Origin of the sequence: Paenibacillus ilasis (assembly GCF_043195395.1) — a bacterium.
In the GTDB taxonomy this organism is placed as follows: domain Bacteria; phylum Bacillota; class Bacilli; order Paenibacillales; family Paenibacillaceae; genus Paenibacillus_AQ; species Paenibacillus_AQ lautus.
Genome location: NZ_JBHDJG010000001.1, coordinates 3,270,052 through 3,292,883, shown reverse-complemented (window position 1 = coordinate 3,292,883; position 22,832 = coordinate 3,270,052). Strand labels below are relative to the sequence as shown.

Annotated in this window: 13 protein-coding genes and 2 pseudogenes; 11 read left to right on the top strand and 4 right to left on the bottom strand. The window is 50.6% G+C overall.

Going from position 1 to position 22,832, the window contains the following annotated elements; genetic code table 11:
* The 9 genes and pseudogenes from ACETK5_RS14770 to hisC all read left to right on the top strand — a co-directional run bounded on the left by ACETK5_RS14770 (position 1) and on the right by hisC (position 15,708).
* Positions 1-234, top strand: a complete 234-nt coding sequence (locus ACETK5_RS14770; RefSeq protein ID WP_394056461.1) for a hypothetical protein — start codon at positions 1-3, stop codon at positions 232-234.
* A gap of 252 nt (positions 235-486) precedes the next feature.
* Positions 487-678 (top strand): annotated as a pseudogene (locus ACETK5_RS14765) (hypothetical protein); the annotation flags it as partial.
* Between the two features lie 166 nt (positions 679-844).
* A complete protein-coding gene (locus ACETK5_RS14760; RefSeq protein ID WP_394056459.1) occupies positions 845-5,104 on the top strand; it encodes a PA14 domain-containing protein in 4,260 nt (1,419 codons plus the stop codon).
* Between the two features lie 23 nt (positions 5,105-5,127).
* Positions 5,128-6,789 (top strand): S-layer homology domain-containing protein, encoded by a 1,662-nt coding sequence (locus ACETK5_RS14755; protein ID WP_394056457.1) that lies wholly within the window; start codon positions 5,128-5,130, stop codon positions 6,787-6,789.
* 50 nt (positions 6,790-6,839) lie between these two features.
* Positions 6,840-11,681 (top strand): GH92 family glycosyl hydrolase, encoded by a 4,842-nt coding sequence (locus ACETK5_RS14750; RefSeq protein WP_394056455.1) that lies wholly within the window; start codon positions 6,840-6,842, stop codon positions 11,679-11,681.
* A 446-nt stretch (positions 11,682-12,127) separates the two neighbouring features.
* A pseudogene (locus ACETK5_RS14745) lies at positions 12,128-12,292 on the top strand (hypothetical protein); the annotation flags it as partial.
* A gap of 128 nt (positions 12,293-12,420) precedes the next feature.
* The gene (locus ACETK5_RS14740) at positions 12,421-14,025 is read left to right on the top strand and encodes an alkaline phosphatase family protein (protein WP_394056453.1); all 1,605 of its coding nucleotides are present in this window, start codon (positions 12,421-12,423) and stop codon (positions 14,023-14,025) included.
* A 216-nt stretch (positions 14,026-14,241) separates the two neighbouring features.
* A complete protein-coding gene (locus ACETK5_RS14735) occupies positions 14,242-14,547 on the top strand; it encodes a Dabb family protein (protein WP_100536678.1) in 306 nt (101 codons plus the stop codon).
* A gap of 33 nt (positions 14,548-14,580) precedes the next feature.
* Entirely contained in the window at positions 14,581-15,708 is a 1,128-nt protein-coding gene (gene hisC, locus ACETK5_RS14730; protein WP_394056451.1) for a histidinol-phosphate transaminase, read from the top strand.
* Between the two features lie 147 nt (positions 15,709-15,855).
* On the opposite strand, the gene ACETK5_RS14725 is transcribed toward hisC, so the two are convergent.
* Genes ACETK5_RS14725 through ACETK5_RS14715 form a run of 3 tightly spaced genes read right to left on the bottom strand, consistent with a single transcriptional unit; the run spans position 15,856 to position 19,370 of the window.
* The gene (locus ACETK5_RS14725; RefSeq protein ID WP_394056449.1) at positions 15,856-16,938 is read right to left on the bottom strand and encodes a Ger(x)C family spore germination protein; all 1,083 of its coding nucleotides are present in this window, start codon (positions 16,936-16,938) and stop codon (positions 15,856-15,858) included.
* 1 nt (position 16,939) lies between these two features.
* A complete protein-coding gene (locus ACETK5_RS14720; protein ID WP_394056447.1) occupies positions 16,940-18,043 on the bottom strand; it encodes a GerAB/ArcD/ProY family transporter in 1,104 nt (367 codons plus the stop codon).
* Entirely contained in the window at positions 18,036-19,370 is a 1,335-nt protein-coding gene (locus ACETK5_RS14715; protein WP_326112647.1) for a spore germination protein, read from the bottom strand. The genes ACETK5_RS14720 and ACETK5_RS14715 overlap by 8 nt, the downstream gene beginning before the upstream one ends.
* Before the next feature lie 139 nt (positions 19,371-19,509).
* Between ACETK5_RS14715 and ACETK5_RS14710 the strand changes: the two genes are divergently transcribed.
* Positions 19,510-20,169 carry an FMN-dependent NADH-azoreductase gene (locus ACETK5_RS14710; RefSeq protein ID WP_326112646.1) on the top strand — a complete coding sequence of 220 codons (660 nt, stop codon included), beginning with the start codon at positions 19,510-19,512 and terminating at the stop codon, positions 20,167-20,169.
* Between the two features lie 97 nt (positions 20,170-20,266).
* Here the strand turns inward: ACETK5_RS14710 and pdxR are convergent, their stop codons facing one another.
* Positions 20,267-21,661, bottom strand: a complete 1,395-nt coding sequence (gene pdxR, locus ACETK5_RS14705) for a MocR-like pyridoxine biosynthesis transcription factor PdxR (RefSeq protein ID WP_394056444.1) — start codon at positions 21,659-21,661, stop codon at positions 20,267-20,269.
* A 121-nt stretch (positions 21,662-21,782) separates the two neighbouring features.
* Between pdxR and ACETK5_RS14700 the strand changes: the two genes are divergently transcribed.
* A complete protein-coding gene (locus ACETK5_RS14700; protein ID WP_100536685.1) occupies positions 21,783-22,766 on the top strand; it encodes a DMT family transporter in 984 nt (327 codons plus the stop codon).
* Positions 22,767-22,832: the final 66 nt, after the last annotated feature.

The window sequence follows — 22,832 nt, the reverse complement described above, 5'->3', positions numbered from 1 at the left end:
ATGAAAGTGGTTTATATCGTCGGTATAACAGTCCTCGTCCTGTTGATGCTCTTCTATCAATTGCCGAGAATAAAATCAGCAGAGAGGAAAGAAAAAGCCGCCTTTGCAACCCTGACGGGCATGGGGTGGGTGATCGCATCCATGTACATTATTTTCCCGACAATGACCTCTCTGGCCAAAATCATTGATTTTCTATTGGTTCAGTTAAGAAATATCATTATGAGTCCTTTTTAGTCAAGGACGACCTGACTTTCTCTCGACCAGTGAAGAAAGTCTTTTTTTTTTAAAACAAAATAAATAAATGTTTGATTGTTTAATTCGGATCATTTGAATAACAAGCGGATGGAGCCGATTCATGTTGTGAACAAAGCATTTAAGGCGGTTGACCGAGATCGTGGCCGTACAATCGTTGGACGAGAGAATTATATCATGGCTCAACTGCCTCGTTTTCTTCCTCGGAGCATGGATGCCGGTATAACGGTTCCCATGCCTTTCTGTTTAAGGAGGGCGAATTCTCTGCTGCTTGGATGGATGACAGTCCCCGCTCATGCAAGCTCCCCTCTTTTCACAATTGAAGGCGAGGACGCTCAGCTCACTTCCGATCTCCAAGTAGTGACCGAAATTTACGGACAACCCAAGCCCGGCTTCTCCGGGAGCGGGTTTGTCTGGATGCAGCACCAAGAAATCTGCCATGATTCTATCTAACGCATTCGTAGTTGATGAATAAATCAAAGGTTTTACAAAGTTTTAATCCTCCCTTTACCATGCATGGATTGAATGACTGGGGGCAAGCCCGTATCCTTTTATACGTACATTTATATGTTATAAGGGAGGGAATAGAAAATTGAATAAAAGGATTGTGCTGACAAGCCGTGTACTTGCCCTCATCATGCTGCTGACCTCGCTGTTGTCGACAGGGTACAGCCCGATGTCGATCACGGGCGTTTCGGCAGCGGATTCGAACGTGTTTGCCGGTGCTGGGGTGAAGGCAACGGCGAACGGATACATATCAGAGGCATTTGCTCCGTCCAAAGCTATTGACGGCAGCAAGGATAGCGGGAAATGGAGTTATGCGGGGGACTCCAACTTGCTCGAAACAGACAGCCCGTATTGGATAAAAGTTGATGTAGGCGCCGAAGCTCTCGTGCGCCAATTTGTGCTGTCTCACGCAGGAGCGGCAGGTGAGCCGGTAAGCTACAATACCCGGGATTATACGATCGAGATCAGTAACGATGATATAAACTGGACGCCTGTCGTCACGGTCACCGGCAACACATATGACCAAACTACACATTCCTTGGACATACCGGTGGAGGCTAGATATTTTAAATTGAACATCACGCATCCAGGCGAACCGAATGGTGTAACTGGTTCATACACGGCCAATATTTACGAGTTTCAAGCCATAGGTTCGCCGGCTGGCGCCGCTATCACGCCTTCCGGAATCCGTATCGATAAGCCGGAGCTGGAATTGACGGAAGGGGAGACGGAAAAGCTTTCTGCCACGGTTTCACCGGAAGGGCAAGGCATACCACCAGCCCTGATCTGGACATCGGATGATCCGGGCGTCGCTTCCGTCAGCCCAGACGGGGTCGTTACGGGCCTGCGCGAAGGAACGGTAGAAATTAGGGTGGCAACGGAGGATGGGGCGCATCAGGACTCCGCCACCGTAACGGTTAGGGCAGCTGGCGCGGCGTCCATTGCTTCTTTATTGAATTTCATCGCGAAGGATAGCGAATGGATTTATCTCGATAACGGCTCGAATCAGGGTACAGCCTGGAGAGAGCCAAATTTCGATGACAGCAGCTGGAAGAAAGCGGCGGCTCCGCTCGGATATGCATCAAGCGGCAAAGGACAGGACCTGAATACGCGCATCGAGTACGGTCCCGATGCAGGCAACAAGTATCTGACAACGTATTTCCGCCATGACTTCCAGGTGACTAGCGCTGCCGACATCAAACAACTGGAAGCGTCACTGATTCGCGATGACGGGGCAGTCATCTACCTGAACGGACAGGAAGTGTACCGCACGAATATGCCGTCCGGGGCAATTACGTACACAACTACGGCATCCAGTGCCGTTGGAGACGAACGCGATGAGAATGCTTTCGAAATCGATCCGGCTTTGCTCGTGGACGGCAAGAACGTGATTGCGGCCGAAGTGCACCAGGACCGCGGAGCCAGCTCCGACCTTTTCTTTTCTTTGGAGCTGAAGGGCTCGGATACGCTGCCTCCGGTTATCGGCAAAAATCAGGGGCTGCTTGGAGAGTATTACACAGGCAGAAGCAATTTTGAATTTGGCGATTATAAAGGAACGGTTATCGACTCTCGGATTGAATTTGCGAACCTGGATCCGGTGCTGCAATCGCTGACCGGCCAGTCGGATAAAGCCAATGTCCGCTGGACCGGTCAGATCATGCCGCCTCAAACGGATGATTACACCTTTCACATGATCGGCGACAACGGCTTCCGGCTGTGGATCGATGATCAACTGATCGTCGATCATTGGGTGAATGATTGGGATAAGGAACAGACCAGCAATCCAGTTACACTGCAAGGAGGCGTGAAATATAGCTTCAAAGTGGAGTACTTCGAAGATTTTGGCGGCTCCAATCTGTATCTGCGCTGGTCTACACCGTCGCTGGCCAAAGAGATCGTTCCCGACCATGTCTTTTATTTGCCGGAGGACTATAACGGTCCCGCCCGGGCGACGGTTACGGCCGATGGCCTGAATGTTTCGCTTGACATGCTGTCGGAGTTGGACTCGCTGCCAGGTACGTTAAAGGATCACCTTGCGGTGACGGCCGACGGTCAGGCGTTTTCCATATTGGAAGTGAAGCAAGGCAGCGATCCGTCCGGTATATCACTGAAGGTCGCGGAACCGATAACGCCGGTTCAAACCGTGAACGTGACGTATGATGGGCAAGCCGGCCTGCAATTGATCGACGGCACGAATGTGAACAGCTTTGCTATTCATGCGGATAATCGGTCGGAAGTCGTTGATTATGCGCCATTTGATATTGCCATGTCTCTTCATGGTGATGCGGGAACCAGACGCAGTTTCGCCTGGTACACCCAGTACCCGAATCCCGATTCGGCACCGGCGGGCATCTTGAACAGCGAAGTTCAGATCGTGCCGGCTGGACAAGCATTTGATTCACCAGCGATGAAGTCCTTTCGCGGAACGAGCGAGGTGATCCATGTCCGCATTACCCGCTCCACAAGCGGTACGTATCTGTCGCATAAGGTGCTCGCCGAAGGCCTTGAACCGGGAGTAACGTACCAATACCGGGTTGGCAGCGGCGGATATTGGAGCAATACTGGACAAATCACGACCAAGGCCAAAGACGAGAAGGAGTTCTCGTTCCTGTACATGACCGATTCTCAGGGCGGCAACACCGAGGATTACAAAACATGGGCGGGTGCGCTCCGCTCAGGCCTTCAGCAATTTCCGAATTCGAAATTCTTGGTCATGCCCGGCGATATGGTGGACGTCGGCGATCTCGAGGAGCAGTGGCACGATTATTTCACACAGCCTCAGGATCTCCTGATGAATCTGCCGCTCATGGCGACCATCGGGAACCATGAAGGACCTAACCATAACAATTTTTATTATCATTTCAACATGCCGGACGAATCGTTTACCGATTCCAAACCGAAGGGGGCGGTTTATTCGTTCGATTACGGACCGGTGCATTTCATGGTATTGAACACCGGCGATATTCCGTGGGACAGCGCTCAACATGAATCATTCGAGAAACAGATCGAATGGCTGAGAAAAGAAGTCGCCGAGACCGACAAGAAATGGAAGGTTGTGGCCTTCCATAAGGCGATTTACTCGGTTGGCGGCCATGCGGTCGACCGCGATATTTTAGAGCTGAGAGAAAAACTGTATCCGATCATAGATGAGCTGGGGATTGATCTCGTTCTTCAAGGCCACGATCACACTTTCATGAGATCCTATCAAATGTATAATGACAAGCCGGTCCAGAACGTGGTTACGGACGCAAGCGGCAGCGTCATCGATCCGGACGGGACGCTCTATCTGATCAATAACGCGGCGGGGCGCAAATATTACGGCGTCAGAGACGATGTGGACAAATATTACGCAGCCAAGTACAGCCAGCCTTACAAGCCGGTGTACACAGGGATTCAGGTAACGGAGACTTCCTTGACGATGCAGTCTTTTATTGCAGGCGAATCGACGCCGATGGACACGTACACCATTGTAAGAAATGACGCACGACCGGAAGCCGTGGAAGGGTTGTCCGCAGGCAAATCGGGAGACGGAAAAACGGTGCTCTCCTGGAGCTCGCCGAAAGTTACGGACACGGAAGATGCCGTCCGGGGCTATAGAATTTATGAGGTGAACGGGAAGCTTGGTCCAAACTGGAGCGCCTACGTTCCGGCTGATGGAGACAAAACGAGTTATCAGTACTTGGTAGAAGGCACCGACCCGAACCAGACCTATGAATTCGCCGTTAAAGCGGTTGATAAGCGGGACAATTCGCCAGCTGCGACGGTCACCACCTCGGGCAACAAGCCGGCTGCACCTACGGCCCCGGTTGTGGACGACGGTCGTAATACGTTCGGTTGGACGAACGTACCGGGATATGGGCAGCCTTCCGATTACGAGTTCAGCACCGACGGCGGAGCAACCTGGAAACCCGTAACCGCGAATCCGCAGCCTGTCGGGGATGGCCAATATCCTGCCGGAACGGTTATGGTGCGCGTGAAGGCGGATGAAGCCGGCGGAAGACCAGCCGGTATACATCTGGCATCCGATAAGCCGTTTACGGAGAACCGCGTCCATGATACGTACCAATTATCCGGTCAGCTTACAAGAGAAGGCCAGCTCAAGGTAGATGTCGTCGTGGAACAGACGGCAGAATACAGCGGCGATGCTTATGTTGTGTTTGAGCTCATGGACGGCAACAAACCACTCTTGATCAACGCCATCCCGATTCAACGGGATCGGCTTGAGATCTCGCAATACTTTAACGTGAGCGGGGATCAATACAGCGTCAAAGTATTCGTATTCGATGAATTTAACAGCGATCCTGAGGTGCCGGTCCGTTTGGCGAAACCGGTCGAGCTTCGATGACGGACAGAAAGAGAGGATTGACGATGTTGAAAAAAAACGTGGCACTTATGCTGATATTGCTGTTCATACTCTCGCCGGCTTCGGTGTTCGCGGCGGAGGACTTCTCGCTGTCGCTGAGCGCATCGGAAGTGAAGCGGGGCGACGAAATCACGATCTCCGGCACCGTTCCGGTTGAGGCTGGGGATGTGGTGGTCAAGATGGTAACGCCTCGCCAAACGGTGCTGTATATCGATGTTATCGCAGCAGCGGCTGGCCGTTACTCAACGAAGGTAGGAATTCCGGCCGATGAAGACCTGGCGCCTTCCGGCGTCTATACGGTCACGGCAGGCACCGGCTCCTCCACGGATTCAAGGACGTTTAGAATTGCCGGAGCACCTGTAAATCCGCCGGGAGGCGGCGATGGCGGCGATGGTGGCGGGAATCCCGGTGGGGGTAGTCCGGGCTCCGGCGGCTCGAGCGGCGGTGGAGGCAGCGTAACGCCTCCGCCGAGCTCGTCCGGCGGCATTCCAGCCGGTGCCGGCTCCGCACCGGGCTCGATCATCCATCCGGAGCTAACCTCGGACGGGCGGTATATCGTCGGCGAAGACACGATGGCAGAGGCTGTTAACCAGGCCAAGGAATCGGTGACGATTGAATTGCCCGCGTCCGCAGGCGAATCCGGCTCCGCCCTGGAATTGGCGGCAGGATCGATACATGCTCTCGTGAAGCGGAATCTGGATCTGATCGTCACGTCAGGAAACCGGACGGTTCGGCTCCCTGCAGGCTCCATCGCTGTGCCGAATGACAAGTCAGCCCTGATCCGCATAGTGCTCAAGGCAGCTTATACGGAGGAAGCGCGGGCCCTGATTCAGCGGTCCTTATCATCCAAAACAGACTATTCCGCTACCGATGTCGTTCTCTCCGTGGTCATCCAGATCGTCTCGGGGAACAACGTGACGGAAGTCCATAATCTGACCAAACCGGCTGTGGTTAGCTTTAAATTGACGGAGGCACAGGAGAAACAAATCTCTTCCGATCTTGCCGGCGTGTATTACGTTGACGGCAGCGGTATTGAACATGTGCCTGGGACGCTAAAGAACGGTACCTTCATTTTTATGGCGGATCATTTTTCCTACTATGCCGTTTTGGAATATAACAAAAGCTTTATCGATATGGCTGGGCATTGGGCCGAAGACGCCGTGAAAGCTCTTGCGGCCAAGGGCTTGGTTACCGGTGTAGATGAACGACGTTATGAACCGAACCGCGGCATCACCCGTGCGGAATTCGTAACCCTGATCATGAGATCGATTCAACATGAAGGGAACAATTCAGCGGTAAACGGAGCGAATCCGTTCAAGGATGTACCAACCGGTCGCTATTACACGGAGTTTGTGACAAAGGCTGCAGCGCTTGGCATTGTGTCGGGATATGAAGGGGCGTTCAGACCAAACGACCCGATTACACGGGAAGAGGCGGTGGTCTCCCTTATCCGTGCGGCGGCATATCTCAACCTGGAGGAAACCACTCAGGGCGAGTCGGCCTTTGCCGACGCAGAGTCGATTTCCACATGGGCTATGGCGGCTGTGCATGAAGCCTGGACGCTCGGCTTGATTCAAGGGGACGGCATGAGCTTCAACCCGAAACGTTCGGTAACGCGGGCCGAAGTGGCCGTGATGATTCATCGGTTGATCGCAGATCGGTCTTGATAAGTTGAAAGCGAGGGGAACCAAGCATAATGGGAAAAAAGATCATTTCAATGCTCATGACAGTACTGCTGCTGTACGGTTTCATGGAGCCTGCGTTATCCGCAGGCTTCGCATGGGCAGCTTCCTCATCCACGGCGGTTGCGGGCGCAGAGACAAGGAACGTGGCACTGGGAGCCCAGGTGACCGCATCCGGACAGTGCAACAGCAATGAAGGTCCCGGATTTGCCGTTGACGGCAAAACGGACACCAAATGGTGCGACAATACCAACGCCAAAATCAAATGGCTTAAGCTTGATTTGGGCAAGGAATATACCATTAACCAATGGGTGGTTCAAAATGCCGCCATTCACGAAAAAAGCAACGCTCCGTTCTGGAACACCAGGGATTTCCGACTGCAAAAAAGCGATAACGGAACGAGCTGGAAGGATGTCGATGTTGTCAAAAACAACGCGCAAACGATTGTGGACCGGTATCTATCCGAGCCCGTAACGGCCCGCTACTTCAGATTTTACGTAAGCCAGGGGGCATACGACAGCAACACGGTCCGTCTGTATGAGCTTGAACTGCATGGCGTGGATGCCGGTCAAACCCCGGCTTACCCGCCAGTGAGTTTGGCTCCCGTCGATTACGTAGATCCGTTTATCAACACGCTGGGGGACAACGGACAGACGAACCCGGGGCCGACAACGCCTTTCGGATTGGTGTCCCTGGGCCCGGACAGCGATGGAGGGGCTTTCAGCGGTTACTACTACGAGGACAAGCATTTGAAAGGTTTCTCGCATCTGCGGTTCAGCGGCGTTGGCTGCAGCGGCGGGGGCGGGAACATTCTGATGATGCCGCAGACCAGTGCTTTTACCAAAAACAGCGGCGAGTACAAGCAAAAATATGACAAAAGCAGCGAGCAGGCATCCCCCGGCTATTATGCCGTGAACCTGGATTCCGGAGTCGGCGTGGAGCTATCCGCTTCGGACAATGTCGGCTTTCATCGGTACACGTTTCCGGATGCGGCCGGAACGGGCTCGGTGCTGGTGGATCTCTCCAACGCTTATGCAGGCATGGTGAATGCCAATCTAAAAGTAGAGAACAACCGTGAAATATCAGGCATGGTTCAGTCGAAGAACGTATGCGGCCATGGCTATTACACGATGTATTTCTCCATCACGTTTGATCATGATTTTGACTCTTACACTTCCTGGCAGGGCGATTCTGTGGGTACCGAGGCTGTACGCACGGGTGCCAACAGCGGAGTATGGGTCAATTTCAATACGGCTGCAAACAAAGTGGTCCAAGCCAAGGTCGGACTTTCTCCTGTGAGTATCGAACAAGCGAAATACGAGCGCGAGCATGATATCGCGGATTGGGATTTTGATGCGCAGCATGCCAAAGTGCGAAACCTTTGGAGCGAGCTGCTGGGCAAAATTGAAATTACCGACGGCGATGAGCGGAACAAGCGAATCTTTTACACGCAAATGTACCATATGTTCCTCCACCCGAATAAGGTAAGCAGCTCCTCGGGCACTTTCAAGGCGGGCAGAGACGAGAACTCGATCCGTCAAACTGCCGAGCTTGGCGATGATTTCGAGTATTACAACGGCTGGACCACATGGGATGATTTTCGAAAGTACGCGCTCTTCTCCGTGCTGGAGCCGCAAACCTATAACAACATGGTCAAATCTCTCGTTGATCTGTACGAAACCAGAGGCGCCTATACGCAGTGGGGAGAAGGCTACTGGCCGAGCCCTACCGTAAGAAACGAATTCAACGGTGCCGTCATTCTGGATGCTTATGCGAAGGGATTCAGAGACTTTGACGCCTACGCCGCTCTTCAGGGCATGGCGGTGGATGCGGACAACTTCTCTGTGAACGACGGCGAAATTTCCGGCAAGTTAGAGAAAGCCAGAAGCGGGTACTTCCCGATGAAGCTGGCCGAGATGCTCGGAGACCGCGACACTTACGATAAATATAAGCAAGTCGCGTTGTCCTACAAGGAGCTGTGGAATCCGGACCAGGTCGACGAAAATGGAGACAAATACGGCTTCTTCACTCCAAATGGTACGAGCGTCAGCAAAGCGGATATCACCACTGTGAACAAGTATGCTTATCAAGGCAATCTGTGGACTTACCGCTGGTCGGCTTCCCAGGATATAAAAGGGCTGGCTGAATTGATGGGCGGCAAAAGAGAAATGGCGAAGCAGCTTCAAGATTTCTTTAAAAGAAACGAATACGTGGCGATTAATGAACCCGATTTGGAAGCCCCGTACCTGTTTAATTACCTGGGCATGCCTTATTTGACCCAATATTATGCCAGACAGTACACAACGGAAGCGGTGACCCAGCGGTATCACAACCACGGTCTGTATGCATACCCGATCAAATCCCGGGTTTACCGGGACGATCCCGAAGGCTATCTTCCCTCCATGGATGATGATGCCGGCGGGATGTCCTCCTGGTTCGTATACAGCGCGATGGGCCTCTTCCCTGGCAATCCGGGCGACGCTAATTTCCTGATCGGATCGCCGATCTTCTCGGAGCTGAAGCTGCATCTGGACGGAGGCAAGACGTTTACGATCAAGGCAAACGGCGTTTCGAGCCAAAATCGTTTCATTCAATCGGCGGCGCTGAACGGACAAACCTTCGATCAAGCCTGGATCAGCTATGAGGATATAATGAAAGGCGGCGTGCTGGCATTTGATATGGGATCGGAGCCGAATACGGAGTGGGGTGCATCCCCGGAGGCGGCACCGCCGACGCACGATTACGGTACGGAGGTGGATAACAGCATGTCGCGTAAGCAGCTAATTGCCGAGGAAGAGGAATGGAAGTATTTCGACCAGGGACTTTACGCGGGCGATGACTGGACCGGTGTAGCATATGATGATGGTGCTTGGAGCTCAGGACAGGCGCCGCTTGGCTACGACAATACGGATTATGCCAAAACAGTGGTTAGCTACGGCCCGGATGCCAACCGTAAATACACCACAACATACTTCCGCAAAACGTTTGAGATGACGGATGTGAACGATATTCTGGAGCTTGAAGGCAGCCTGATCTGCGATGACGGAGCCGTCGTGTATTTGAACGGACACGAAATCATCCGGACCAACATGCCGCAGGGACCGGTATCCTATGACACATTCGCCAATGCGACTGTGAACAATGAACGCGACCCTAATGTCTATCGGATCGATCCGTCATATCTTGTTAAAGGCACAAACGTGCTGGCCGCCGAGGTCCATCAGGTGAATGCCACCAGCTCAGACCTCGCCTTCGAATTCAGTCTGAATGCGGTGAAGCGTTTGGAGAAGCCTGCTGCACCGACCGAACCGGTTGTGGACGACAAGGCGAATACCTTTGGCTGGACCTATGTGCCGGGATTTGAGAAAGCGACGGATTATCAATATAGCACCGATGGAGGCAAAAGCTGGAGATCCGTGACGGCGAACCCTCAGACCGTTGGGCCGGTTGCGTACGATGCGGGTCAAGTACAGGTCCGGGTAAAGGCGGATGAAAGCCTGGGCCTGGCCGCCGGGTATGCGCTGTTATCGGATCAAGTGTATACGTCGGACATCCAGTGGGATGTATTCGATCTGGACGCCGAGGTGAAGCGAACCGGCAACATGCGGGTCGAAGTGGCCGGAACATTAAAAGGAGACTATGTCGATTCGGCCCTTGCCGTCATTCAATTGATGGACGGCAGCGGCCAGCCGGTGGTTTCAAGCGGCATCCCGGTCGACACGGGAGACTTTAACATTTCCCAAACGTTTAACGTGAACGCTAGCAAGTTTCAGGTGAACATCTACTTGGTGGATGCCTATGACGGCAATATTTATAATTCGCTGTGGCTGGCGGAACCGATTGTATCGCAGCCTGAACCGGTTCCCGATCCGGAGCCTGAACAGCCCGAAGAGCCTGGAACGAAGCCTGATCCGCTACCGATCCCAGATCCGGAGACGGTGCTGCCGGATGATCCGGTGGAGCCGGAACCGCCTGTCGGCGACACCAGAACGATCCAGTTCGAGGACCGAAGCAGCTGGTCTTCGGCGGTCAATACGTTCAACGGCAATCCGCTCAAAACCGAAACCGGCAATGCCGGGACGGTGGTTGCCAATACATTTGACGGGGCATGGCTGTCGTTTGACGATATCGATTTCGGGGCGGAGGGAGGCAACCTTATTTCCGTGGAATACACGGCGCCTTCCAACAGAGCACCGGCTGACGCTGTGCTTGAATTCCGGCTCGGAGGCGTAGATGGCAAGCTTGTCGGAACGGCGGCCCTCAAGCAGACCGGCAGCGGATGGACCAATTACAAAACGGCGGATGCGCTCCTGAACCAGACGCTGACGGGCAAGCAGAACTTGTATATTGTAATGAAAGGCAGCACCACAGGCTCGCTGCCTTATATCGGAAATTTCGACTCGTTCACTTGGGGCTACCATAAGCTCCGCAGCGACTATGCCAAACTCGAGCTTGAAACCTATGATGAGTGGTCCTCCGACGTTAACCCGTCTAACCGTGGTCCGCTGAAGACGGAATCGGGAAAAAGCGGGTTGCAGGTTGCCAATACGTTTGACGGGGCATGGCTGGCTTACAAAGGAATGGACTTTGGCAGCGCGGGCGTGAATCAGCTGTCCATTGAGTATTCCAGCAACAGCACGAACTGTGCCCCGGAATCCGCTGTAGAGGTTCGGCTAGGCGGAGTGGACGGCATCTTGATCGGAACGATACCGGTGCCTCCAACGGCAAGCGGGTGGGGAACATACAAAACCGCCACCGGGCAACTGACCGAGGCGCTCAGCGGCGTTCATGATGTGTATTTTGTGTTGACCGGATCAACCAACTCCACCTATAAATATATCGGAAACTTTGACCGGGCAGAATTTACCCGGCAATAAAAAGCAAAAGCGTCCCACAAGTCTTTTATTTAAGGCTTGTGGACGCTTTTTTTCTCCTGTTCCAGTCACTACCGTTACTTACACTGAACGTCGAAGTGAGCATGTAAAAATGATATGGAGAACTTTAGCATAATGCTTAACGACTAACAACTAAAAATAAAAGTACCTTCCTTCATTGGATCAGCTTATGTATTATAGGCTCAACATGTTTGCTGGTAGTCAGGCGGGGCGCACTGATCACCAAGAGAGCTACAGTCGCCGCGGCGGCGACCTCCTGTTTGACCCGATCAACAACAATCTGCTCAACATGACCAACCAAAATGGCTACAGCTTAATGAGCACATGCACCTATGAGTATAAACGTATGAACTTTTACCCCGCCACCTGATGGATGCTGGCAAGCAGTAGATGTCTTTATTGGTGGGATCTTGATTAAATGCTGCGCAATGCTAATCCTTCTATTATTTAAGGGTTCGATCGTGTCACCGCTGGTTGGCATTGACGAATCCACAGCTGTGCCGATGGGAGCCATTTTGTTTGCTACGTCCGTGCTGGGTGCGGCATCGTTTTTCAAACTGACGAAACCACAGGGGAGAGCAGTGGAAAGCTGATATGGTGATTGGGGAGAGGGCGAAAGTCCTCTCTTTTTTGGATTTGCATGCATAAGAAAATATGCAAAATATCCCTCGAATGACATGTCCGCTTTAGTGACAAAATGTACTAAGGTGGTGAATGCGAAATGCGGATAAACAGGATGTTCATCGTAATGCTGTCCCTTGTGCTGATCACGGTAACGGGATGCCAGCATCAAAAACCTGCCGAACAGGATTTGCTGAGGGTTAAATCCGAACAAGGGAACACTCATAAGAAAGTCATATTTCTGATGGTCGACTCATTAATGGCACAGGCGATCGATAAGGGCATATCTCAAAAACAGCTGCCCACCTTTCAATATTTGATTGAACATGGACAATACTATAAGGATCTGGTCAGCTCTTTTCCTACGATGTCCGTCACGATTGACAGCACGATGTTGACGGGAAAATATCCGAATGGCCATAGCGTACCGGGGCTTTTATGGTATTCATCCGACGATAAAAAGATGATCAACTACGGAACAGGACCGATGGAAATCCTCAGGCAAGGCATCAATCCGGTCCTGACCGATGCTTTAATCCATTTGAACGGAAAACATCTAAATCCGAATTCACGTACAATCCACGAAGAATTAGCCCGGCTCGGCTTGAAATCAGGATCGATTAACGGCCTGATTTATCGTGGAACGACCGAGCATACGCTGACGATCCCGGATTGGATTCAAGGTCCGACTTCCCTGCAGAAAAAAATAAAAGTCAAAGGCCCGGATTTTTTAACCTTGGGAGCCTTGTCGAACCCCCTAGAAGGTAAAGAGAATCTGCCTGATGATCTCAACGATCGGATGGGGCTGAACAATAAGTATGCAATCGAAGCCGTTAGCTATCTGATTCAAGCCAACAAGCTTCCGGATTTTTTGTATGTTTATTTACCGGACCTGGACCAGAAGCTTCATAAAAAAGGTCCGTCAGAGCTCGAAGGCGTCAAAAAGGTGGATCAGCAGCTCCAATCCTTATTAAATGCCTTCGGATCCCCGGAAAAAGCGTTTAACGAAGCGATTTTCGTCATCGCTGGGGACAGCGGAATGACACAGCTTCTTCCGGCGGAACAACGTTCGGAGATTGATATGCCCGCTATGCTGAAAGGCATCTCCGTTCTAAAGCCGGGCGAAGAGGTGAAAGCGGAGACCGAGGTCGCCCTCGCAGTCAATGAAACGATGGCTTATGTATATAATTTCAAATCGAGTCGTTCTTTGAGAAGCTTAGCGGATATCCTAAGCAAGGACGACCGCATCGATTTTGTTGCTTGGAAAGAAAATGAATGGATTCATGCCATTCAGGGATCTACTTCGAAAGAACTCCGATATAAGGCGAAAGGTAACCTGGTCGATCGCTATAAACAGACATGGACCGTGAAGCAGGATGCCGAGGTGCTGGACCTTAAATTGAATGCCGATGATCGGACCTTGGATTACGGGCAGTATCCCGATGTGCTGGAGAGGCTGTCCGGGGCGCTGAACTCTCATAAAGGTGAATTTTTGGTCGTGACGGCTAAACCGGGATACGAATTGGCGGACCGCAGTTCACCAACGCATGAGGGGGGCGGGGGCCATGGCTCGATCCGACGTATGGAGTCGCTTGTCCCACTGATCATTGTCGGAACGAACGAAAAGCCGGCGAATTTACGAATGGTTGATCTAAAAGCATATCTACTTGATTTGTTGACAAATCACATTCAGAAGACTAAATAATTTGCAAAGGCTATACAGTCATGTTTTATGACGATGCCATTGTTGAAATTTGCAAGATAGTAGGCACTCTTTTTCGATTTTCATGGAAAAGGGTGCCTTTTTCGTAGGAATTTATTTGACGATTGACGTTATAATATGATGTAACTCTAGCCACAGTACTTCAAGTTATACAAGATCATCAGCCTCATACGAATCTTAATAAGGAGCTGGACAAACATGACAACCAACCCAATCATTCATTCCGTTATTTTTTCACTTAAACATGAGAAAGGATCGGCGGAGGAGCATCGTTTTTTGGAGGATGGACGATCTGCCCTCAGTACGATTCCAACGGTTCAAGCGTTTAAGGTATTTAAACAAATCAGTCCTAAAAATACATATGATTTCGGCTTCTCGATGGTATTTGATAACGAAGCCGATTATGAAGCCTATAATGTGCATCCGCAGCATGTTGATTTCGTCGAGAACCGCTGGAAGAAGGAAGTGGAACAGTTTTTGGAGATCGATTACAGCGAAGTGTAGAAGATGAATACACGGTAACGGAGGGAGAACACATTGAATCAAGCAGAGGAAGATAAAGAGTTGCAGGTAACGCCGCGGCAGGCATTAGGACGGTTGAAGCCTTACACGGCAGGAAAGCCCATCTGGGAAGTACAGCAGGAATACGGCTTGGATCGCGTCATCAAATTGGCTTCCAATGAAAATTCACTCGGTCCTTCGCCCAAAGCATTGCAAGCCATTCAGGAGCGGTTGTCTGATCTGCACCGTTATCCCGACGAACGCTCTTCGGGTCTCGCGCAAACGCTTGGCGAGCACTTGGGATTGGCGGCGAATCAATTCATTGTGACAAACGGCGGCGATGAACTGATCATGCTGATTTCTCGGGCATACCTTGAGCCTGGCGACGAGATCGTGGTTCCTGATCCAACATTCAGCGAATATGAGTTTGGTGCTTTTCTTATGTCCAGTACGGTCATTAGGGTACCGCTGCGCAAACAATTTGCCTTCTCTGCGGAAGATATACTGTCCGTGATTACGGAACGAACCAAAATCGTGTATCTGTGTACACCCAATAATCCAACAGGCACCTATATTCCCGAGCTTGAAATGAAAAAGCTTCTGGACCGTCTTCCTACTCGCGTACTGGTTGTGATCGATACGGCATATCGCCATTACGCGACAGCGCCTGATTACTCGGACGGGATCGATTTCATCAAGATGGGATATCCGGTCATCACCCTGAATACCTTCTCCAAAATCTACGGTCTTGCGGGTATTCGCGTCGGCTACGGAGCAGCTTCAGCAGGCATTATCCGCACATTGCTTCAGGTTAAAGAGCCGTTTAATGTCAATGCGTTGGCACAAGCAGCGGCATCGGCGGCACTTGGGGATGAGGAACACGTCCAGGCATCATGCCGGATGAATGAACAAGGCAGACAGCAAATCTATGAGGGGCTGAGTCGGTTATCGATTCCTTACGACGAGAGCATGAGCAATTTCATTCTGGCAGAGCTTGGAGAACATGCGGATGCCCTGTACCATAAGCTGCTGGAGCGGGGGATTATCGTCCGATACGCCAAAGGTTGGGGACTGCCTGGGCATATCCGGATTTCGGTAGGAACGGCGGAAGAAAATCAAGAGCTGCTGGATGCTTTGGGCGAAGTCTTAATGCATACAACGTAACCCATGGTAAGTATGAAGCGTTAAAGGGGATGCTGGTCATCCGGCAAAAAAGCCAGCAGCAAGAGCAGGTATGCGAAATATCAAAAGGACCGCAGGTGCGGTCCTTTTTTTGATGGATTGTTATGTGGTCCAATCCGTATCCTGGACTTACAAATCTTTAAGATTACCTCGATTCTCAATGACGGTCGTTACTCGCAGCTTGAAATCCAGATTAGGGTAGTAAGTCGTTCTCCAATCCCGCAGCTGTTCTCGGGTCAGATGATTTCTGAAAAATTGGCCCAAAGCCAAGATATCCGCTTGTTCATTTTGCGTCTCTTGAAACATCTGATTCAGCCGGAGGGTGAGCAGTTCTTCCAGCTTCTCGGTGATCTGCCCTTCCGTCGGATGCCCCCTAGAGTCCAGGATGGTAACCTTCAGTCTAAGATGGCTTCGAAGATAAGGTTTGCCATCCTGCATCCAGCTGTGATGGGTAAGCCTGTTGCTTATGATTTGTACGGTGGCGCTTTCCATGACCTCGACTTTGCCGAACGCGCTTTTTCCATAAAAGGCATTAGCCACAAGCGTTTCATCGGGGCCGATTCGGCCCGTCATCCTGCCATTCTTGATGATGGCCGAACCCATGCATTCGATGCTTGTGGATTTTCCTGAACGTATAATGGGGACGATGACATCATGCGTATAGGAATGAATGCTGCGAAACATTTGCCATACCCTCGTATCCGCTAATTGAGGGTTCCAGCCGGCGTTTTTTTCGAAAAAGTCATAAACGATATTACCGCTGTGTTCGGATTTCGCTGCCATATCCGAAAAGAATTGATCCAGCCCTTGATCGCTGATAGCAAAAAGCGTTTTGGAGGAGATATCTCTGGAACGATTAAATGCGGAAATGATATCTTCCATGCCGTTTCGGGCAAATTTTTTATCCACGATGACGATTTTCAAATGCAGCAGATCCACTTGAGTCTCCATGTTCATGCTTATATGATCGATGATTTCATTGATGGTATCGCCCGTATCCGAAACGATATTTACGGTGCTTGTATCATTCGTTGCCGGGATATCCAAAAACACCTTGTATTGATTCTCCTCGGTTAACGAAATGCCCATGATCACCGGAAGCGAGCGATGATTAATGTCTTTGATATCCCAGCAGCCGGTAAGCAAGGGAACCAGGGCGGCCAGCATGAGAAAGCACTTCAAGGCATGGCGGATGATGACCGGGTTGTCCATTTTATGTTACCTCCGTTGCACGGTTTGCTTTATGCTTGTGCCGCCATCCGATGATAAACGTGATCAGCGGAAGCACCAGGAAAATATACAGTCGCAGAGGAATAATCCACACTTGCAGCTTCTTAAGGAAATCCCAGTTGGGGATGGCGATGGATATGGCAAACAAACCGGCGGTCAGAGCAATCAGTAGATAGATATTGGGAATCATTGGGGCAGCCCGTTTGGTAAGCGTAACGAGAACCCATAATGTCACTCCCAAGTACAGCAGCGCAAACGCCATCAGGCTCAATAAGAAAAAAATCGTGACCCGATCGAACAACAGCCAAGTGATATTCACGGTGTCTATGGTCATCAGCATGGGAAATTGATATAACTCGGCGGTCGCTTGCCCAAAGGTCAGAAGCGGCAAATATACCGATAACAAGAACATGGGAAGCAGCAGAAGACAGCCCAGCATCATTTTCTTGATGCTAATATGTATGGATGGCGGTAACAGTCCCAGGAAAAAGAAGCCGCCAGCATAGACGAATAAACTGACTAGAAAATCGGGTTTCGCAAGAAATTGGAACGATTGTTCAGGGTCTATGATCGGCATCAAATAATACCAATCCAAATTTTGAAAGCTAAAGCAGAGAACAAAAATGATGGGGAATGTGAACAGAATGACCAGCAGGATGCTGGTTCGGGCCATGCTGGCCATGCCTTGCCAAGCCATGAGAAAAGCAATAGCAATCAATAACAACTGGATCGCCCACAGCGGCGTGGTTGATAAAAAGACCAGGTTCAACATCTCGGAATAGGCCCTAAGCGTGATGATAATAGCGATACCAAAGTAAAAGAAGGCAGGAAGCAAAAAGATCCACGCGAGATATTTACCGGCGCTCCGGAACACATCCACGATATTCACGACATTCCGCTGGGCGGCCCATTGCAGGCCTTTAATGTACATGAAGAGGGCGACTGCATGCAGCGCATAGCTTATGGAGATTCCGATCCAGTGCCCCATTTTCATGCCTGAAAACAAATCGGAGGGATAGAGAAAAAAGATAAGCCCCATATGACAAACCACGTACAGGATGGTTGCATGATAACCACTTTTATCCATTTCGCTCATCCTTCTGATTTAATGTAGGTAATGATAAGTAAGGAATCCCCATACTTTTCTGATGACCCATATAGGCGCAGACGACAACGATTCCAGCAAGCAGCCCTAACATGCCATAGATGGCGGATAAAATGATCAGCAGATATTTGAACACGCGAACAGATACAGAGTTCTGAAATCCCACTACCGTGGAAGAAGCAATGGTTGTACCCGCCAGCACGATAATTAGCAGGTTGCTGACCAGTTTGGCGGATACGGCAGCTTGGCCCAGTATAATACCGCCCACCATCGTAATGGTGGGTCCCACGCTTTTCGGAAGACGGACACTCGCTTCCAAGATGAGCTCCAGAACGATGAGGAGCAGCAGCGTCTCGACAAAGGCGGGATAAGGGACGTCCTGCCGGCTGTTCGCAATCGATAAGGCCAGCTGAAGCCTCAGAATTTCAGGATTAACGGACACCAAGGCCACATAAAGCCCGGGAATAATGGTCGCGATCAAGACGCCGACAACTCTCAGGAGTCGGATCAGGTACATGAACGGGAGAGGATAATTATGATCGTCCTTCATGCAGAACATATCCATGACAAGGCTGGGTAAAATAATTGCGAACGGATAACGGTCCAGCATGAACACAACCTTGCCTTGCTGAAGGGAGTGAGCCGCATTTTGCGGCAATTCCGTCATGGTGAAGTTGGTTACGAGCGACCACGTGTTTACGCCCAGCATATTCTCGAGATGCTGAATATGGTGAACTTCCTGATCCAGACCCGCCTTGATTTTCGCTTGAATGGATTGCAGTAACCGGGGGTCGATTCGGTCTTCCTGATAGATTAACAATAAGGATTTGGGATGACTCTTCCCGACGGTGTACGTTTCGACTTGCAAGGAGGATCCGGTGCAATGTTTTCGAAGAATGCCGATGTTCGTATTGATATCTTCCAGAAAAGCGCTGCTTGAGCCGTATAACGTATTTTCCGTTTCTGGCGATGAGACAGAGCGGGTGACACTTTTCGATATCGGAAGGACGGCGCTGCAAGTTCCAGACAAGGGTTCCAGGACGATCAGGTTGCCCTTCATGATGTCAGGAATAACCGCTTCCAGTTTGGGTTCGACAAGCTCGCCTAGATTTTTAAGAAGTGAAGCGGGCGACAGGGAATTTTCAATCATATTTGAGGTTTGGATTTGCAGTGAAGCGATACTCTGGGGAAGATCAACTAAAGAATCTAAACCGATCACTTGAACTTGATACTGAAGCAATTGAATTTCAACATTGAAAAAATCAGCATTCGCTTTGAAATACTCAGCCAGGCTTTCTTTGAGATCCATAACTTCACTCCCCCGACACATATATTAGATATCCTTTCCATCGCAGCCTTTGATTTATGCATAAAATCAGAATTGATGTCACACTTGGACCGCCTTGTTTGTCTACATTATGAAATAGTCGAAAAAGGAGAGATATAAGATGGAGAACATACTCATTATCAACGCACATCCGAGGGTGGAGTCAGCGACTTCGGTCAGCTTGCGGGTGCTTCAGCATTTTTTGGAGGCGTACACGAAATGCAACCCGGCAGGTGCTATAGAACAAATCGATTTATACCGTGATTCTATACCTGCCATAGACCATATGGTTTTAGAGCTTTGGAACAAACAGGGTAGAGGGGAGCCGCTTAACGAAGAGGAGCAGCAGATATCGGACCGCATGTCCGCCATTCTGCAGCAATTTAAGGCGGCACGGAAGTATGTCATCGTATTGCCGATGCACAATTTCAACGTTCCGTCCAAGCTTAAAGATTATATCGATAATATCCTCATTGCGCGTGAGACATTCCAATATACGAAGAACGGCTCGGAAGGTTTGCTAACCGATGGCCGCAGTCTGCTGGTCATTCAGGCAAGTGACGCCATTTACACAAATCATGACTGGTACGCCGAGGTGGAGTACTCGCATAAATACCTTAAGTCCATGTTTAACTTTATGGGAGTAATGGATTATCAGATCATTCGGGCACAGGGAAATGCGATTCTGGATCGGAACCAAGTTCTGGAACAGGCCTTTCTGGAAGCCGAAGAAGCTGCGAAACGGCTGGCGAGCACGGAGGCTGCGATAAAGATTAAATAGGAATGCGATGTATGGAGTACGGTGACGAAGCATAAAAAAGGCTGCCTGATGGCAGCCTTCACTGTTTGGATGGAAGCATAAAGAAATCTTGAAGATGTTATAAGCAGCCTTGATCCTTCAAATAAGCATGCAGCAGGGATATTCCGTCGCGGATTTCGCCTGCCTCCAGGTGACCGTAGCCGAACAATAACTTGTTTGCATGGATCCCTTTTTGAATACCATGATAGTCCAGTGGCGTGATGCGTATCCCATCCTGCCGGGTCCTCTGCCTGAAAGCCTCGTCAAAGATCGCCCCGGGAAATTCTACAGCCAGATGCAGACCGGCTGCATCGCCCCAGGAACGCCATGTATCTCCGAAAAACTCATGTAGCGAAGATAACAGGACCTGCCTCCGTTCGCCGTAGATCTTTCGCATTTTCCCGATATGCCTGTCAAATTTCCGGGTGCGCAAAAACTCGGCTAAGGCAGCTTGCTCAAAAGGGGGATTCTGCACATCCGTATGGGTACGCAAATGCCCCCAGCGCTGTTGAAGCTTACGGGGCACAATCGCATACCCGATCCGAAGCGCCGGGAACAGAACTTTGCTGAACGTGCCGACATAAATGACCCTATCGGGATCCATGGCATATAAAGGTGCGACCGAATCTCCGCTATATCGGAACTCGCTGTCATAATCGTCCTCGATGATATAGCTGCCGTTTTTTCTGGCGTAGCGGATGAGCGCAGCACGCCGATCCGCCGGCAGAATGCCTCCAAGCGGAAATTGGTGAGAGGGTGTAACATAAACGGGACATCCAGACTTGTCGGTCAAGTGATCGGTCTGAATCCCGTGTTCATCTACGGGAACATGATGGATTCGATATCCTTTGTTGATGAACGTCTGCAGCATCTCGATGTTGCAGGGATCTTCAAACCAAATTTCCTGATTTTCCTGAAAGAGTAAGTCGGCAAGGATATTCAGCGCATGTGTTGCACCTGCCGTTATGAATATATCCTGGCTGCATACCTTAAGGCCTTTGCAACGATAAAGCCACAATGAGATTTCTTCTCGAAGTGCAGGCAACCCCTGAGGACCCGTATAACCTAGCAGAGCAGAGCTCATGTCGCCAAGGGTTTTCATTGAAATCTGCTGCCATGCGTACCGTGGAAATAGCCGGAGTTCAGGCTGTCCCGTGCGGAAATCTGCTGCGAAATCAGGAGGAGCTTCTTTCCGCGGCGGCGGTTCAAGGTTAGCCAGGATATCCAGTGCAATGCCTTTAGCGACCCGTGTAGGTGCCCCTTGTCGGCTTATAACGTAGCCTTCGACGCTCAACATGTCAAACGCTTCATTGACCGTATTACGAGATACCATGAGTTCTCTCGCCAACTGACGGGATGAGGGCAGGCCTTCTCCTGGCTGCAGGATTCCTTGAACAATCCTCTCCCTTATGGCTGTATAAATTTGTCGTTTAAGCGATACTTCGCTGCTACGGTGCAGTCTTATTCCCAACATGAGAGCATCCTCCAACTGGTCTGCATAAATTTGCGCTTAACTGGATCTGTAACCATACCAGTATTTTCCCTATGATTGTAGCATAGATTCAGTCGCTGTCGATCTGTAATAACTGGGGGATGTGATTTTTTTGGAACGATGGAAAGGGATGCTTTATTTATGCGGGGCTTTCACGCTTGCAGGGACTTCTGTCATCACGGCGTGGTTTTTGAACGGGAAATTAGGGACATTTACGATAACAGCCGCCAGCTTGGTATTGGCTCTGCTATGTCTGCTTCCTCTATGTAGGAAGGAGCTGGTGAGGACGGTTCGACAGTTAACATTCCGAGACTGGGGGGGTCTATTCTTTCAGGCGTTACTCGGGATGTTTCTGTTTCGGATGCTGCTGCTGCAAGGACTTCTTCATACCAGCACGGCAGAAGCAGGAATTCTAACAGGCGCTACACCCGCCTTTACCGTCATGCTGGCATTTGGGCTCCTGAGAGAATCGGTGAACGGCAATAAGCTGGTAGGCATTGTTACCACGGTGGTAGGCATTATGATCATACAAGGGGTACTCACGCCGGGCCATGCATTCGAGGCACAACATCTGTACGGTAACCTGCTTGTGCTCTGCGCTGCATGGAGTGAATCCGGCTTTAATCTGCTTTCCCGCATCGGTTCGATGCAGCGAACGGCTTCACCAAACAAAGCCATTCATCCTATGGTCCAGACGACGCTGGTCTCGGTGATCGCCTTGTTGCTATGCTTGATCCCCGCATGGTTCGAGGATCCGGTGGCTTCACTGGCAGCAATAGGATTGCAGGAATGGCTTGCGCTGGTTTGGTATGGACCGATCGTGACGGCCGTGGCCTTCATGCTGTGGTATGCCGGCATCAAGCGCTGCCATGTATCAACAGCTGCTGCTTTTTCCGGCATGATGCCTTTCACGGCTTTGTTGTTATCGGTCATCGTATTAAAAGAATCCGTAGGATGGGAGCAATGGTGCGGCGGCATCTTGGTCATCCTAGGCATGTTCCTCATTGGTAGGCAACAGGTTGCAATCAACCCGTTGCCCCAACAACTCCCGTCGGAACCTGGAATCATCGGCGGGGTCAGGGAATGAGTTAAAAACAAAAAAAGAAGCAGCATCCAAGGACAGATAGAAAAGGAAAAGCTTGAAAGGATAAAA

Coding starts and splice junctions, on each gene's coding strand:
- pdxR (WP_394056444.1), bottom strand. CDS start 21,661: ATGTTGGGAATAAGACTGCACCGTAGCAGCGAAGTATCGCTTAAACGA.
- ACETK5_RS14755 (WP_394056457.1), top strand. CDS start 5,128: ATGTTGAAAAAAAACGTGGCACTTATGCTGATATTGCTGTTCATACTC.
- ACETK5_RS14720 (WP_394056447.1), bottom strand. CDS start 18,043: ATGGATAAAAGTGGTTATCATGCAACCATCCTGTACGTGGTTTGTCAT.
- ACETK5_RS14750 (WP_394056455.1), top strand. CDS start 6,840: ATGCTCATGACAGTACTGCTGCTGTACGGTTTCATGGAGCCTGCGTTA.
- ACETK5_RS14735 (WP_100536678.1), top strand. CDS start 14,242: ATGACAACCAACCCAATCATTCATTCCGTTATTTTTTCACTTAAACAT.
- ACETK5_RS14740 (WP_394056453.1), top strand. CDS start 12,421: ATGCGGATAAACAGGATGTTCATCGTAATGCTGTCCCTTGTGCTGATC.
- ACETK5_RS14710 (WP_326112646.1), top strand. CDS start 19,510: ATGGAGAACATACTCATTATCAACGCACATCCGAGGGTGGAGTCAGCG.
- ACETK5_RS14725 (WP_394056449.1), bottom strand. CDS start 16,938: ATGGACAACCCGGTCATCATCCGCCATGCCTTGAAGTGCTTTCTCATG.
- ACETK5_RS14770 (WP_394056461.1), top strand. CDS start 1: ATGAAAGTGGTTTATATCGTCGGTATAACAGTCCTCGTCCTGTTGATG.
- ACETK5_RS14715 (WP_326112647.1), bottom strand. CDS start 19,370: ATGGATCTCAAAGAAAGCCTGGCTGAGTATTTCAAAGCGAATGCTGAT.